The sequence below is a fragment of the Roseovarius litoreus genome (genome assembly GCF_900142765.1).
GTDB lineage: Bacteria > Pseudomonadota > Alphaproteobacteria > Rhodobacterales > Rhodobacteraceae > Roseovarius > Roseovarius litoreus.
In genome coordinates, this window is record NZ_FRCB01000002.1 from 347,389 (window position 1) to 360,392 (window position 13,004).

The 13,004-nt window shown below is 65.3% G+C and carries 14 protein-coding genes; 8 read left to right on the plus strand and 6 right to left on the minus strand.

Annotated features, from left to right (window positions below; translation table 11 throughout):
* Positions 1 to 20 precede the first annotated feature (20 nt).
* From F3H35_RS05885 to coaD, 3 genes are all read left to right on the plus strand, one after another.
* A complete protein-coding gene (locus F3H35_RS05885) occupies positions 21 to 917 on the plus strand; it encodes a LysR family transcriptional regulator (RefSeq protein ID WP_149778674.1) in 897 nt (298 codons plus the stop codon).
* Positions 918 to 986: 69 nt separating this feature from the next.
* Complete coding sequence (locus F3H35_RS05890) at positions 987 to 1,421, plus strand: CBS domain-containing protein (protein ID WP_149778675.1); 435 nt, start codon at positions 987 to 989, stop codon at positions 1,419 to 1,421.
* 145 nt (positions 1,422 to 1,566) lie between these two features.
* The gene (coaD, locus tag F3H35_RS05895; RefSeq protein ID WP_007815159.1) at positions 1,567 to 2,058 is read left to right on the plus strand and encodes a pantetheine-phosphate adenylyltransferase; all 492 of its coding nucleotides are present in this window, start codon (positions 1,567 to 1,569) and stop codon (positions 2,056 to 2,058) included.
* A gap of 11 nt (positions 2,059 to 2,069) precedes the next feature.
* On the opposite strand, the gene gap (F3H35_RS05900) is transcribed toward coaD, so the two are convergent.
* From gap (F3H35_RS05900) to gap (F3H35_RS05905), 3 genes are all read right to left on the minus strand, one after another.
* On the minus strand, positions 2,070 to 3,125 hold the full coding sequence (gap, locus tag F3H35_RS05900) for a type I glyceraldehyde-3-phosphate dehydrogenase (protein WP_149778677.1): 1,056 nt from the start codon (positions 3,123 to 3,125) through the stop codon (positions 2,070 to 2,072).
* A gap of 104 nt (positions 3,126 to 3,229) precedes the next feature.
* The gene (locus tag F3H35_RS18795; protein ID WP_188129883.1) at positions 3,230 to 3,373 is read right to left on the minus strand and encodes a hypothetical protein; all 144 of its coding nucleotides are present in this window, start codon (positions 3,371 to 3,373) and stop codon (positions 3,230 to 3,232) included.
* A gap of 142 nt (positions 3,374 to 3,515) precedes the next feature.
* Positions 3,516 to 4,517 carry a type I glyceraldehyde-3-phosphate dehydrogenase gene (gene gap, locus F3H35_RS05905; RefSeq protein ID WP_149778678.1) on the minus strand — a complete coding sequence of 334 codons (1,002 nt, stop codon included), beginning with the start codon at positions 4,515 to 4,517 and terminating at the stop codon, positions 3,516 to 3,518.
* Positions 4,518 to 4,716: 199 nt separating this feature from the next.
* Here gap (F3H35_RS05905) and F3H35_RS05910 point away from each other — a divergent pair, with 199 nt between their 5' ends.
* Positions 4,717 to 5,691: a DUF808 domain-containing protein gene (locus F3H35_RS05910; RefSeq protein ID WP_149778680.1), complete on the plus strand. Its 975-nt coding sequence runs from the start codon at positions 4,717 to 4,719 to the stop codon at positions 5,689 to 5,691.
* A gap of 11 nt (positions 5,692 to 5,702) precedes the next feature.
* On the opposite strand, the gene F3H35_RS05915 is transcribed toward F3H35_RS05910, so the two are convergent.
* The 3 genes from F3H35_RS05915 to tkt form a co-directional block, all read right to left on the minus strand.
* Positions 5,703 to 6,332 carry an FMN-binding negative transcriptional regulator gene (locus F3H35_RS05915; protein WP_149778681.1) on the minus strand — a complete coding sequence of 210 codons (630 nt, stop codon included), beginning with the start codon at positions 6,330 to 6,332 and terminating at the stop codon, positions 5,703 to 5,705.
* Between the two features lie 99 nt (positions 6,333 to 6,431).
* The gene (locus F3H35_RS05920) at positions 6,432 to 6,917 is read right to left on the minus strand and encodes a flavodoxin family protein (RefSeq protein WP_149778682.1); all 486 of its coding nucleotides are present in this window, start codon (positions 6,915 to 6,917) and stop codon (positions 6,432 to 6,434) included.
* A gap of 124 nt (positions 6,918 to 7,041) precedes the next feature.
* On the minus strand, positions 7,042 to 9,057 hold the full coding sequence (gene tkt, locus F3H35_RS05925; RefSeq protein ID WP_149778683.1) for a transketolase: 2,016 nt from the start codon (positions 9,055 to 9,057) through the stop codon (positions 7,042 to 7,044).
* A 186-nt stretch (positions 9,058 to 9,243) separates the two neighbouring features.
* On the opposite strand from tkt, the gene F3H35_RS05930 reads away from it, so the two are divergent.
* From F3H35_RS05930 to F3H35_RS05945, 4 genes are all read left to right on the plus strand, one after another.
* Positions 9,244 to 9,741, plus strand: a complete 498-nt coding sequence (locus F3H35_RS05930) for a hypothetical protein (RefSeq protein WP_149778685.1) — start codon at positions 9,244 to 9,246, stop codon at positions 9,739 to 9,741.
* Positions 9,741 to 10,139 (plus strand): cell division protein ZapA, encoded by a 399-nt coding sequence (locus F3H35_RS05935; protein ID WP_149778687.1) that lies wholly within the window; start codon positions 9,741 to 9,743, stop codon positions 10,137 to 10,139. The genes F3H35_RS05930 and F3H35_RS05935 overlap by 1 nt, the downstream gene beginning before the upstream one ends.
* A gap of 83 nt (positions 10,140 to 10,222) precedes the next feature.
* On the plus strand, positions 10,223 to 11,176 hold the full coding sequence (locus tag F3H35_RS05940) for a TAXI family TRAP transporter solute-binding subunit (protein ID WP_149778689.1): 954 nt from the start codon (positions 10,223 to 10,225) through the stop codon (positions 11,174 to 11,176).
* The gene (locus F3H35_RS05945) at positions 11,173 to 12,963 is read left to right on the plus strand and encodes a TRAP transporter permease (RefSeq protein ID WP_223228320.1); all 1,791 of its coding nucleotides are present in this window, start codon (positions 11,173 to 11,175) and stop codon (positions 12,961 to 12,963) included. Before F3H35_RS05940 ends, F3H35_RS05945 begins: the two co-directional genes overlap by 4 nt.
* Positions 12,964 to 13,004: the final 41 nt, after the last annotated feature.

The window sequence follows — 13,004 nt, forward strand, 5'->3', positions numbered from 1 at the left end:
AAAATGCAAAGGGGGCGGGGATGGACGTGCAGTGGGACGATCTGAAGATCTTTCTGGCGGTGGCGCGGGCGGAAAGCCTGTCGGGGGCGGGGCGTATCCTCAAGGTGGATCCGGCCACGGTGGGGCGGCGCATCGCGCGGCTCGAGACCGATCTGGGCGCGCCGCTTTTCGCCAAATCGCCCATGGGCTACGCGCTGAGCGATGCGGGTCAGCGGCTGATGGGCCATGCGGTGCGGGTGGAGCAGGCCGTGGAGGGCGTGGCCGAGGAGATGGCGGGCCGGTCGGGAGGGATGACCGGGCAGATCCGCATCGGCGCGCCGGATGGGGCTGCGAATTTCGTGCTGCCGCAGGTCTGCGCCCGGATCGCCGAGGAGAACCCGGATCTCGAGGTGCAGATCGTGGCGCTGCCGAGGGTGTTCAACCTGACCCGGCGCGAGGCCGATATGGTGATCGCCGTCAGCCCGCCCACCGCCGGGCGGCTGAGCGTGCAGAGGATCACCGATTACAAGCTGCATCTGGCGGCGTCGCGGCGGTATCTGCGCGCCCATCCGAAAATCACCCGGCTGGAGGATCTTAGGGGGCATCGGGTGGTGGGCTATATTCAGGACATGATTTTCGACAAGGAGCTGGATTATCTGCGAGAGGCGGGGATCGAGCGGGTCAATCTGGCGTCGAACTCGGTCTCGGTGCAGATCAACTGGGTGCGGCAGGGGGGCGGGATCGGCGTGGTGCATGATTTCTCGATCCCCTTCGTGCGCGGGGTGGTCAAGCTGTTGCCAGAGGCGTTCAGCCTGACGCGGAGTTTCTACCTGGTGCGCCATGCCGATGATCGGCGGCTGGAGCGGCTCAACCGGTTCGCGGCGGCGCTGGTCGAGGGGATGCGCATGGAAGTGGCACGGCTGGAGGCCGAGACTTGAGGGAAACTTGACAGGGGCGGGGTTATCGTCAACGCTGAAGTTCGGGGCATTCGGAGCGGAGGACTGTTCATGCTCGTTCAGCAAATCCTTAAATCCAAGGGTGATGATGGCGTCATCACGGTAACGCCGGGTACATTGGTGTCGGAGGCTGCGCAGATTCTGGCCGAGCGCCGGATCGGTGGCCTAGTGGTGAGCAAGAAGGGCGACACGGCGGATGGCATCCTGTCGGAGCGTGATATCGTGCGGGCGCTGGCCGTGAAGGGGGCTGTCTGCCTGAGCGAGACGGTGGACGGGATGATGACCCGGAACCCGGTCTGTTGCGCGTTGCAGGACAGTTCGGATTCGGTGTTGGCGCGCATGACCGAGGGGCGGTTCCGGCATATGCCGGTGGTCACCGATGGCAAGCTGGTGGGCATTGTCACCATCGGTGACGTGGTCAAGGCACGGCTGCAGGAATTGTCGATGGAGAAGGATGCCCTTGAGGGCATGATCATGGGCTATTGATGCCAGATGACCTGTGCTGATGGCGTCGCGGGGCGTGCTCTGTTGTTTCGGAGCGGTCGAGGCGCGGAGATTGGCCGGAGCCTCTTGCATTCCCGGGCGCATTATTGTTGCGTGACGCGCAATGACTGACACAGGGAGCCGCCCGATGCGCATTGGCCTTTATCCCGGCACGTTCGATCCGATCACGCTTGGGCATCTCGATATCATCCGCCGCGCGGCGATGCTGGTGGATCGTCTGGTCATCGGCGTGGCGATCAACCGCGACAAGGGGCCTCTGTTCTCGCTCGAGGAGCGGGTCGAGATGATCGAGGAGGAATGCGCCAAGCTGACCGAGCAGACCGGCACCGAGATCGTGGCGCATCCGTTCGAAAACCTGCTGATCGACTGCGCCAATGATGTGGGGGCGCAATTGATCGTGCGCGGCCTGCGGGCGGTGGCGGATTTCGAATACGAGTTCCAGATGGTCGGCATGAACCGGGCGCTGGACAACAAGGTCGAGACGGTGTTCCTGATGGCCGATGCGAGCCACCAGGCGATCGCCAGCAAGCTGGTCAAGGAAATCGCCCGGCTGAACGGCGACGTGAGCAAATTCGTCACGCCGCCGGTCCGCGAAAGGCTGCGGGCGAAATTCGCCTGAGAGCGCAGTGCTCAGGCGTATTCGGGCGCCTGAGCCTTGCTGTTGCCCGAGGAGCCTGCACCCGAGATCAGGGCGCCCATGCGCACGGCGGTGTCGGCCATGCGGTTCGAAAAGCCCCATTCGTTGTCATACCAGCTGAGCACGCGGCACATGGTGCCGTCCATCACCCGCGTCTGATCGGTGGCGAAGATCGAGCTTGCGGGGTGGTGGTTGAAATCCGACGAGACAAGCTCGCGCGTGGAGATATCGAGAATGCCCTTGAGCGGACCGTCCGAGGCGGCGGCGGTGATGGCGGCGTTGATCTCGTCAGCCGAGGTGTCGCGCGCGGCCTCGAAGGTGAGGTCGACGACGCTGACATTGGGGGTGGGCACGCGGATCGCGGTGCCATCGAGACGACCCGCAAGCTCGGGGAGCACCAGCCCCACGGCGCGCGCGGCGCCGGTGGTGGTGGGGATCATGTTCAGCCCCGCCGCACGGGCGCGGTAGAGGTCCTTGTGGGCGGTATCCAGCGTCGGCTGGTCGCCGGTATAGCTGTGGATGGTGGTCATGAAGCCCCGGGTGATGCCGATGGCGTCATGCAGCGCCTTGGCCATGGGTGCGAGGCAATTGGTGGTGCAGGAGGCGTTCGACACGATCCGGTCCTCGGGGCGCAGGCTGTCGTGGTTGACGCCGTAAACCACCGTGCGGTCCGCGCCCTTGGAGGGGGCTGAGACCAGCACCGAGCGCGCGCCGTTCTGCAGGTGCAGGGCCGCCTTGTCGCGGTCGGTGAACAGCCCGGTGCATTCCATCACCACATCGACGCCCGACCAGGGCAGATCGGCGGGATCGCGCAATGCGGTGACCGAGATCGGGCCACGGCCCACGTCGATCGTATCGCCCGATACGGTGACCGTGCCGGGAAAGCGGCCATGGACCGAATCGAATTCGAGCAGGTGGGCGTTGGTGTGGACCGGGGCGAGATCGTTGATCGCGACCACCTCGATATCGGTGCGGCCGGATTCGACGATGGCGCGCAGGATGTTGCGACCGATGCGGCCAAATCCGTTGATGGCGACTTTGACTGGCATGATGACCCCCTGAGGATTGTTAGCGCTAACATTGATGCGCGTCGTATACGTGAGAGCCTGCCTTGCGGTCAAGCCTTGCGATGACGGGGGACAGAGGGTTCAGGTCAGCGCCAGAAGGCCAGCCACTCGATCAGGACCAGCATCTTGCGGGCCAGAAACAGGGTATTGGCCCAGTCGAAAAGGGCGTAATCGGCGATCAGCAGGGCCGCGACGAGGGCTCCGAGAAAGAGGGCGATCCTGTCGGTCATGTCGTGGTGCAGTCCCTGCGGCAATCATACGCTGACCGAGTGATGACAGATTGCGCGGCGCAAGTCATCCCGGTTGAGAAAGAGAGACATACAGGGCCGGGCCGCTTGCATGCGACCCGGCGCTTTTCGGCAACAGGTGGGCTCAGGCGAGGCGCCCCATGGCGACGGCGACATCGGCCATGCGGCACGAGAAGCCCCATTCATTGTCATACCATGCCAGCACCCGCACCAGCCGCTTGCCGGTGACGCGGGTCTGGTCGGGGGCGAAGATCGAGCTTTCCTCGGTGTGGTTGAAGTCGATGCTGACCTTGGGTTCGGGGTCATAGCCCAGAACGCCCTTCATCGGGCCGGCGGCGGCCTCGGCCACCACGGCGTTCACATCGCCGGCGGTCACGTCCTTGCAGGCGACGAAGGTCAGGTCCACCGCCGAGACATTGGGGGTGGGAACGCGGATCGCGGAGCCGTCGAGCTTGCCCTTGAGGTCGGGCAGCACTTCGCCCAGGGCCTTGGCGGCGCCGGTCGAGGTGGGGATCATCGACATGGCGGCGGCGCGGGCGCGGTAGAGATCGTCATGGCGGCGGTCGAGCGTGGGCTGGTCGCCGGTATAGGCATGGATCGTGGTCATGATGCCCGACTCGATGCCGATGGTCTCGTGCAGCACCTTGGCGAGGGGGGCGAGGCAGTTGGTGGTGCAGGAGCCGTTCGAGATCATCCGCTCGCCGGGCTGCAGATCGGCGTGGTTCACGCCGTAGACCACGGTGCGGTCCACGTTCTTGCCGGGGGCCGAGAGCAGCACCTTGCCGGCGCCACGCTCAAGATGGGCGCGGGCCTTGGTGCCGTCGTTGAACTTGCCGGTGCATTCCATCACCACATCGACGCCGGACCAGTCGAGGCTGTTCATGTCGTAGGTCGAAAACATCTCGATCGGGCCACGGCCCAGATCCATCGTGCCGTCACCGAGGGTGATCTCGCCGGGGAAGCGGCCATGCACGCTGTCATATTTCATCAGATGCGCCGCGGTTTCCAGCGGGCCGGTCGCGTTCACCTTGACCACCTTGATGTCATTGCGGGTGCTGGCCGCGATATGGGCCAGGGTGCAGCGGCCGATGCGGCCGAAACCGTTGATGCCGACTGTGATGGTCATGACGGGTGGCTCCTGATTGTGCGATGATGCGCGCGGTATAGACGGCGCGGGCGGTGCCCGAAAGACGAAAAACGTCAAAACACAGAGAAAACAGACCTGAATTCAATATGTTAGCGATAACTGTTACCGCAAACTCTAGCGGGTCGGCATTGGTTGCGCTAACGTCCGGCAAGAGTGTCTGCAGGGGCGAGGGGCAGGTATGAGCGGTTTGATGGCGTTGCTGGACGATGTGGCCGGTATTGCCAAGATGGCGGCGGCATCGGTCGATGACGTTGCGGGACAGGCGGCCAAGGCCGGGTCAAAGGCGGCGGGTGCCGTGATCGACGACGCGGCGGTGACGCCGAAATACATGCAGGGCTTTGCGCCCGCCCGCGAGCTGCCCATCGTCTGGCGGATCGCGCGCGGCTCGCTCATCAACAAGCTGGTGTTCCTGTTGCCTGCCGGTCTGGCGCTGTCGGCGTTCGCGCCATGGCTGATCCCGCCGCTGCTGATGCTGGGCGGGGCCTATCTGTGTTTCGAGGGGGCGGAAAAGGTGGCCCATGCGCTTGGCGCGGGCAAGGGGCATGGCGGACCGGATGGCAGCCATACCGAAGGCGATGCCGCGCATCTGGAAGAGGCCAAGGTCGCGGGCGCGATCAAGACGGATTTCATCCTGTCGGCCGAGATCATGACCATCGCGCTGGCGGCCATCCCCGAAAGCAATTTCTGGATGGAGGCCGCGACGCTGGCGATGGTGGCCGTGGGGATCACGGCGCTGGTTTATGGCGCTGTGGCGTTGATCGTGAAGGCGGATGATGTGGGGCTTTACATGGCCGAGCGCGGCCGTCTGGGGGCGACGCGCGCGCTTGGGCGGGGGATCGTACGGGCGATGCCGGGCTTCATGAAGCTTTTGATGCTGGTGGGCACGGCTGCGATGCTGTGGGTCGGCGGCTCGATCATCCTGCATGCGCTGGATCAGATGGGGTTTCCGGCGCTCTATGACTGGGTGCATCACGTGGCGGTCGCGGCGGCGACAGGCGCGGGCGAGTGGGCCGGAAACTGGACCGGGGCGGTGGAATGGGCGGTGACGGCGGGGATAGACGGGCTGTTCGGGCTGGCGCTCGGGCTGGCCTTGATCCCTGTGGGCGTGAAGATCATCAAACCGGTCTGGACGCGGCTGATGCCTGCGCGGTAGGGGCGGGACGGTCAGTCAAATGGCGCGCGCCGGGTGGCCATTTTCCCGGCTATTGCGTCCTGTCCGACGCTGCGCAGGCCGGATATCGCGCCGTCGAAATCCACCGCGTCGCGGTTCTGACTGAGCTTGGATTTGGCAAGCGTGCGGGTCACGTCGATGCGGAAGGCGACGATGCTATCAAGCATTTGCGCCATGTAATCCTCAGGCGCATCGGCCATGCGCCATGCTGAGGCGCCGTTGAGCCGACGTTCATGCAGGCGGGTCAGAAGGCCGACCGCGGCGCGCTTGGCTTGCGTGTCATGCTGAAAGTGGATCGCGCCATAGATATGGACCACCTGATAGTTCCATGTGGGGACGTGGCGGTGATGCTGGGGCTTGGTGGGATAGAAATTCGGTGACACATAGGCGTCATCGCCGCGGAAGATGGCCATCACCTCATGACCATCGGGGATCAGGCGATGCATGTCATTGGCCAGCGCCACATGTCCGATCAGCGTGCCATTCGCACCGGCCAGCAAAGGGATGTGATTGGCAATCAGCCCTGCGCTGGTCTGAGCCACGATCGAGGCAAGGGGGGACGCGTCGATGATCGACGCGATCTCGGACGGGTCGACTTCGTGAAAATGAGGCGGGATATACATGGCGGCTGCCCGTGTGAGATCGGTTGCCGTGAGTTTAGCAGCGCGTGACGGTCTTGTCGTGCCACATGCGCCTCCGGCACCGACGCGCGATAGCGCGGATCAGAACGCGCCCATGGCCAGACCGGCGGCGAGGGCCTGACCCAGATCGCGGCAGGGGGCGAGATCGGCGTCAGAGAGGGTTTTCGGGGCGAGGATCGCCTCGGGGGTCTGGGCGTGGGTGCCGACGATGAGCGGCTCTTGCACGGCGCGCAGGCGCCAGCCTGTCGCGATGCGGGCCAGTTGGCGCGCGGCGTTGGTGCCGTCCGAGCCTGCGCAGATCATCTGCGCATAGGCACGCCCTTCGATCCGGCCCAGAAGCGGGTAATAGCAGCGGTCGAAAAACTCTTTCATCGCGCCGGACAGGGCGGCGAGATTTTCGGGCGCGCAGAAGAGATAGCCGCTGGCGTTCAGCAGGTCGTCAGGGGTCGCCTCATCTGCGGTCAGCAGGCGGGTTTCGGTCTCGGCGCGGGCGGCGTGACAGGCGGCTTCGGCCATCTGGCGGCTGCCGCCGGTGCGGGAATGATAGACGATCACAAGCTGGGTCATGCGGCGACGGTAGCGGGGTCGGGGCGCTTACGGAAGGGCCTGAGGGCAGGGGCGCGGAAGCGGGTGACATGAAAAGGCCCGGACGAGGGATCGCCCGGGCCGTGATCTGAAGCTGTTACCCCGATCAGAGCAGGGATTTGACCTTGTCGGCCACGGCCTGCGGGGTGATGCCGAATTTCTCGTAGAGCACTTCGGCGGGGGCGGAGGCGCCGAAATCATGCATCCCGATGAAGCCCGATTTCTCGCGCTTGCCACGCTCGCCGTAAAGCCAGCGATCCCAGCCGAAGCGGATCGCCGCCTCGACCGCGACGCGCACCGGGCCGCCGGGAAGGACGCGCTTGCGATAGGCCTCGTCCTGTTCCTCGAACAGTTCCCAGCAGGGCATGGAGACGACGCGGGTGCCGATGCCCTCGGCCTCGAGCAGATCGCGGGCCTGCATGGCGATGGCCACTTCGGAGCCGGTCGCCATCAGAAGCGCCTGACGCTTGCCCGTGGCGTCGGTCAGCACATAAGCGCCGCGCGCGGTGAGGTTGGCGGTCTTGTGCTCGGTGCGCAGGGTGGGCACGTTCTGACGGGTGAGCGACAGGACCGAGGGTGTCTGCGTCGAGCGCAGGGCCAGTTCCCAGGCCTCGGCGGTTTCCACCGTGTCACAGGGGCGGAACACCCATGTGTTGGGGGTCGCGCGGCTGATCGCCAGATGCTCGACCGGCTGGTGGGTGGGGCCGTCTTCGCCAAGGCCGATGCTGTCATGGGTCATCACGAAGACCGAAGGCACCTTCATCAGCGCGGCAAGGCGCATGGCGGGGCGGGCGTAGTCGGTGAAGCACATGAAGGTGCCGCCATAGGGGCGGATGCCGCCATGCAGCGCCATGCCGTTCATCGCGGCGGCCATGCCATGTTCGCGGATGCCCCAATGCACGTAGCGGCCCTTGCGGTTGTCCACGTCGAACACGCTCATGTCGCCGGAGCGGGTGTTGTTGGAGCCCGACAGGTCCGCCGAGCCGCCCACGGTTTCGGGCATGATCGGATTGACCACTTCAAGCACCATTTCCGAGGATTTGCGGGTGGCGACACTGGGCTTTTCTTCGGAGATCTGCTTTTTCAGCGCCTTGATGCGGGCCGAAAGGGCCTTGGGCGCCTCGCCTGCGAAGATGCGGGCGAATTCCTTCTGGCGGCTTTGCGACGCCTCGCCCAGACGGGCGGTCCAGGCGTCATGCTCGGCCGCGCCGCGCGCGCCGATGGCTTCCCATGCGGATTTCACGTCGGCGGGGATTTCGAACGGACCGTAGGGCCAGCCATACGCCTCCTTGGCGGCGGCGAGTTGGCCCGCGTCGGTCAGGGCGCCGTGGCCCTTGGAGGTGTCCTGAGCGGCGTGACCCAGGGCGATATGGGTCTTGCAGGCGATCATCGTGGGCTTGCGCGAGGATTTCGCGGTGGTGATGGCGGCATCGATGGCCTCGGGGTCGTGGCCGTCGATTTCCAGCACCTGCCAGCCGCTGGCGCGGAAGCGTTTCACCTGATCGGTGCGGTCCGCCAGATCGACGGTGCCGTCGATGGTGATGTTGTTGTTGTCCCAGAACACGATCAGCTTGGAGAGCGCGTGGCGACCGGCGAGGCCGATCGCTTCCTGGCTCACGCCTTCCATCAGGCAGCCGTCACCGGCGATCACATAGGTGTAGTGATCCACCAGCTTGCGCCCGAAGCGGGCACGCAGCATTTCCTCGGCCATGGCGAAGCCGACGGCGTTCGAGATGCCCTGACCCAGAGGGCCGGTCGTGGTTTCGATGCCCTTGGCGTGGCCGTATTCGGGATGGCCGGCGGTGATCGCGCCCCATTGGCGGAAGTTGCGGATCTGGTCCAGCGTCATGTCCGCATAGCCCGTCAGGTGCAGCAGCGAATAGAGCAGCATCGAGCCATGACCCGCCGACAGGATGAAGCGGTCGCGATCCGGCCAGTCGGGCGACGCGGCATGAAACTTGAGGTGTTTTTCAAACAGCACCGTCGCCACATCGGCCATGCCCATGGGCATGCCGGAATGGCCGGAATTGGCGGCATGGACCGCATCGAGGGTCAGCGCGCGGATCGCGGTGGCTTTTTTCCAGTGATCGGGGTGGGCAGAACGCAGGGCAGCGATATCCAAGGGGAGCATCCTTTGAGTTGGCTATCTTTGGGCGCTCAATAACAGGACCGGGTCAAAGATCAAGCACGCCCCGCCCGATCGCCGCTAAGGGGGCGCATTTCATGGAACCTTTCGCTAGACTTGGGTGCAGTCCGACCGGCCCGCGATTCGGGGTGCCGGGCAAGCAACAGAGCAGGGGGCAAAGAAATGACCGAAATCGAGGAGCTTCAACGCCGGATCGTCGCGGCGCTGGATCGCATCGGGCAAGGACTCGAGGGGCGCGAGGCCGCGGGGGATGCAGGCGAGGTGGCGGACCTCAGGCAGCAGCTGGAAGACGAGCGGCTGGCCAATGCCCAGTTGGAAGAACGTGTGCGCAAGCTCAAGTCCCGGCAGGAGGCCGCCCAGGCCGAGGCCGAGTCGGCCCGAGAGGCCACCGCCGCCCGGCTGGAAAAGCTCGACAAGGAGCTGCAATCGCTGCGCAAGGCCAACCAGCAATTGCGCGACAACAATGTCGCGCTGCGCGAGGCCAATGCGCAAGGCGTGGGCGACCCGCATCTCATCAACAAGGCGATGCTGGCCGAGATTGAAGGACTGCGCGCCAGCCGCGCCACCGATCGCGCCGAGGCCGATGTAATCCTGTCCGAACTGGGCAAGGTTCTGGAGGCAAGCGATGGCGAAGACGAAACCCGGACGGAGGAAGCCTGATGCCTGAAGTGGAGATCACGATCGGGGGCCGCAGCTTCGAGGTCGCCTGTCAGGATGGCGAAGAACATTACCTGCGCGCGGCTGCCAAGATGCTGGACGAGGAGGCGTCGGTGCTGACGGCGCAGATCGGGCGCATCCCGGAGCCGAGGATGCTCTTGATGGCGGGCTTGATGCTGGCGGACAAGACGGCGGGGCTGCAGGACAAGCTGCGCGTGATGGAAGACCGGATGGCCGAGAAGGAGGCCGAGCTTGACCAGCTGCGCAATGCGCCGCCGCCCGAGGCCGAGCGTGTCGAGGTGCCGGTTGTGCCCGCTGGGCTGAGCGACATGCTGGCCGAGATCGCCGCGCGGACAGAGTCCCTGGCCGATCAGCTCGAGGGCGAGAAGGCGACAGGCTGAGCGCCGCGACAGAGGCGAGGAAGCGATTGACCATTCGGTCGATCGCGTCTTTCATGCGGGCTGGATCAAGGGGAGGATTCCAGATGACATTCCGCATGATGACCGCCGCCGCGATGCTGGCTGCCGTGGCCGCATTGCCGGCGCAGGCCGAGACCCGCGTCACCTACAAGTCGGCGAAGTCCACATCGTCCTATTACCAGATGGCCGTGCAGATCGCCGAGGCCATGCAGACCGCTTCGAATGGCGAGATCAGCGTCACCATCGAGGAAAGCCAGGGTTCGGTTCAGAACGTCATGGAAGTGCGCGCGCGCGGCGCCGATTACGTCTTTACCACGCCGCCATCGCTGGTCAGTCTGGCCCAGGGCGGAAAGGCGATGTTCGAAGGCAAGGGCGATCCGGCCTTCGACGAGATCCGGGCGCTGTTTCCGATTCCGTCGCTGACCATGCATTTCGTGATGTCCGAAGAGAGCGGCGCCCAAGGTTTCGAGGATCTGGCGGGCAAGACGATTCTGCTGGGCAAGGGCAGTTTCGGGGCGACGGAGGGCGAGAAATATCTCGACCTCTTCGGGCTGAAGGATCAGATCGAGATCGCGGATGTCGAGATCGGCAATGCGGTGCCGGCGCTGAAGAACGGTCAGATCGACGGCTTTGTCACGGCGGGATCATGGCCTGCGCCGAATGTGGTGGAGGCCGCGGCCTCGACCGGGGTGCGGGTGCTGTCGCTCAGCGATGAGCAGATCGCCCAGACCAAGCGCGCCAAGCTGGTGATCCCGGCGGGCACCTATGCGGGGCAGGAGGCCGATATCACCACGACATCGCTGCCGGTGGTGGCCTTCACCACCACCAAGATGGATGACGAGACCGCCTATCAGCTGACGCGGACCTTCTGGGAAAACAAGGACAAGATGGCGCAATCCGCACCGTGGTGGAATGGCGTCGATACCGGGCTGATGGAGAACATCACCGGCAAGATCCATCCCGGCGCGCTGCGCTATTACGAGGAGGCGGGGATCGCCCTGACCGACGCGCAGAAGTGAGCATCGCGCACACCGATCTGCCCGCGCGATCCGGTGTCGCGCGGGTGTTCTGGGCCAGCTTCGCGCTGGCCTCGGTCGTTTTTCACATAGGCTTGGTGTTTTCGGGGCTGGTGCCCAACCTTGTGAGCCGGCCCGTACACCTGATTTTCGTGCTGCCTTGGGTGCTGGTCTATGGTCAGGCGGGCCTGTCGCTGATCACGGGCGCGGTGCTGGCGGTGCTGGGGATCGGGGCGGCGGGCTGGGTGGCCTTGAGCCATGACGCGCTGTCGGATCAATACGGGTTTCTGGAAGGGCCGGGGCAAGTGGCGTTGGCGGCCGTTTTGATCGGTGTCGTGCTGGAGGCCGCGCGGCGCGCGATCGGCTGGCCGCTGCCCGTGGTGGCGGCGGCGGCGCTGGCTTACGGGCTGTGGGGGCAGCATATTCCGGGGCGTTTCGGACATTCGGGTACACCGCTGGAAAGTTTTCTGGGAACATTGACGATTGCCGAGGGGGGGCTTTGGGGGGCGCTCACGGCGGTGTCGGTCAACGTGGTTGCGATCTTCGTGATCTTCGGCGCGGTGCTGAATGCGGGCGAGGCGGGGCAAGGCTTCATGAATGTGGCCGCCGCCGCCGCAGGGCGGCTGAGGGGTGGCGCGGCCAAGGTGTCGGTGCTCAGTTCGGCGCTCTTCGGGTCGATCTCGGGGTCGGCATCGGCCAATGTGGCCTCAACCGGGGCGATCACGCTGCCGGCGATGGACCGGCTGGGATACCCGAAGCGGATCGCGGGCGCGGTCGAGGCGGTGGCCTCGTCTGGGGGGCAGATCATGCCGCCGCTGATGGGGGCGGGGGCCTTCGTGATGGTCGAGCTGACCGGCACGCCCTATACCGCGATCATGGCCGCGGCGGCCCTTCCGGCGCTGCTCTATTTCTGGGCGGTCTGGATCGGGATCGATGGCTATGCGCGGCGGTTCGATCTGCGTGGCCTGGCACCCGAGGATCGCCCGCGGGTGCGCGATGTCGCGATCACTTCGGCGTTTTTCCTGGTGCCGTTCACGGTGCTTTTATGGGGCATGTTCGGGCTTGATGTGACGCCGCAATATGCCGCCTGTCTTGCGATTTTCGCGGGCTGCGCGCTGCTTCTGACCGGGGCCGATCTGCGTATCGATCTGCGGCGTGCGTTCCAGAGGGCCGAGACGGCGTTGCTGACGGCGGGGCGGCAGGTGGCGCTGATCGGGTCGATCATCTTCTGCGCGTCGCTGGTGATCGGGGTGCTTGGGGTGACGGGGCTTGGGGTCAAGATCACGTCGCTGATCCTGTCGGCCTCGGGAGGGATGCTATGGCCGTCGCTGCTGCTGACGGCGTTCGCCTGTCTCGTGCTGGGGATGGAGGTGCCCACGACGGCGGCCTATGTGATCTGCGTGTCGGTGGCCGGGCCTGCGCTGATCGAGTTGGGAATGGATCCGCTGCAGGCGCATCTGTTCGTCTTCTGGTATGCGCTTTTGTCCACCATCACGCCGCCGGTTTGCGGCGCGGTGTTCATCGCATCGGGGATGATCGGCGAGAACTGGTTGCGCGTCGCGCTGACGGCGATGGCGCTCGGCGTGGGGCTTTACCTTATCCCGCTTGGCATGGTGGCGAACCCTGCGCTGATCGGGCTGGCCGAGACGCCGGTGGCCGCAGGGGTGGCGGCGCTGAAGATCGGGATCGGTCTGGGGTTGGTCAGTTGGGCACTGGTGCGGCGCAAGGAGATCTGGATGCGCGCGGGCATGCTGGGGCTCGGCATGGGGGCGATCCTGTGGCCGATGTGAGCACCACCGCAGGCTGATCTGGAAAAGGCCCGGCCGCATCG

Excerpts from the sequence above, each read along its gene's own strand:
- F3H35_RS05885 (WP_149778674.1), top strand. The coding sequence starts at position 21 with ATGGACGTGCAGTGGGACGATCTGAAGATCTTTCTGGCGGTGGCGCGG.
- F3H35_RS05890 (WP_149778675.1), top strand. The coding sequence starts at position 987 with ATGCTCGTTCAGCAAATCCTTAAATCCAAGGGTGATGATGGCGTCATC.
- coaD (WP_007815159.1), top strand. The coding sequence starts at position 1,567 with ATGCGCATTGGCCTTTATCCCGGCACGTTCGATCCGATCACGCTTGGG.
- gap (WP_149778677.1), bottom strand. The coding sequence starts at position 3,125 with ATGCCAGTCAAAGTCGCCATCAACGGATTTGGCCGCATCGGTCGCAAC.
- F3H35_RS18795 (WP_188129883.1), bottom strand. The coding sequence starts at position 3,373 with ATGACCGACAGGATCGCCCTCTTTCTCGGAGCCCTCGTCGCGGCCCTG.
- gap (WP_149778678.1), bottom strand. The coding sequence starts at position 4,517 with ATGACCATCACAGTCGGCATCAACGGTTTCGGCCGCATCGGCCGCTGC.
- F3H35_RS05910 (WP_149778680.1), top strand. The coding sequence starts at position 4,717 with ATGAGCGGTTTGATGGCGTTGCTGGACGATGTGGCCGGTATTGCCAAG.
- F3H35_RS05915 (WP_149778681.1), bottom strand. The coding sequence starts at position 6,332 with ATGTATATCCCGCCTCATTTTCACGAAGTCGACCCGTCCGAGATCGCG.
- F3H35_RS05920 (WP_149778682.1), bottom strand. The coding sequence starts at position 6,917 with ATGACCCAGCTTGTGATCGTCTATCATTCCCGCACCGGCGGCAGCCGC.
- F3H35_RS05930 (WP_149778685.1), top strand. The coding sequence starts at position 9,244 with ATGACCGAAATCGAGGAGCTTCAACGCCGGATCGTCGCGGCGCTGGAT.
- F3H35_RS05935 (WP_149778687.1), top strand. The coding sequence starts at position 9,741 with ATGCCTGAAGTGGAGATCACGATCGGGGGCCGCAGCTTCGAGGTCGCC.
- F3H35_RS05940 (WP_149778689.1), top strand. The coding sequence starts at position 10,223 with ATGACATTCCGCATGATGACCGCCGCCGCGATGCTGGCTGCCGTGGCC.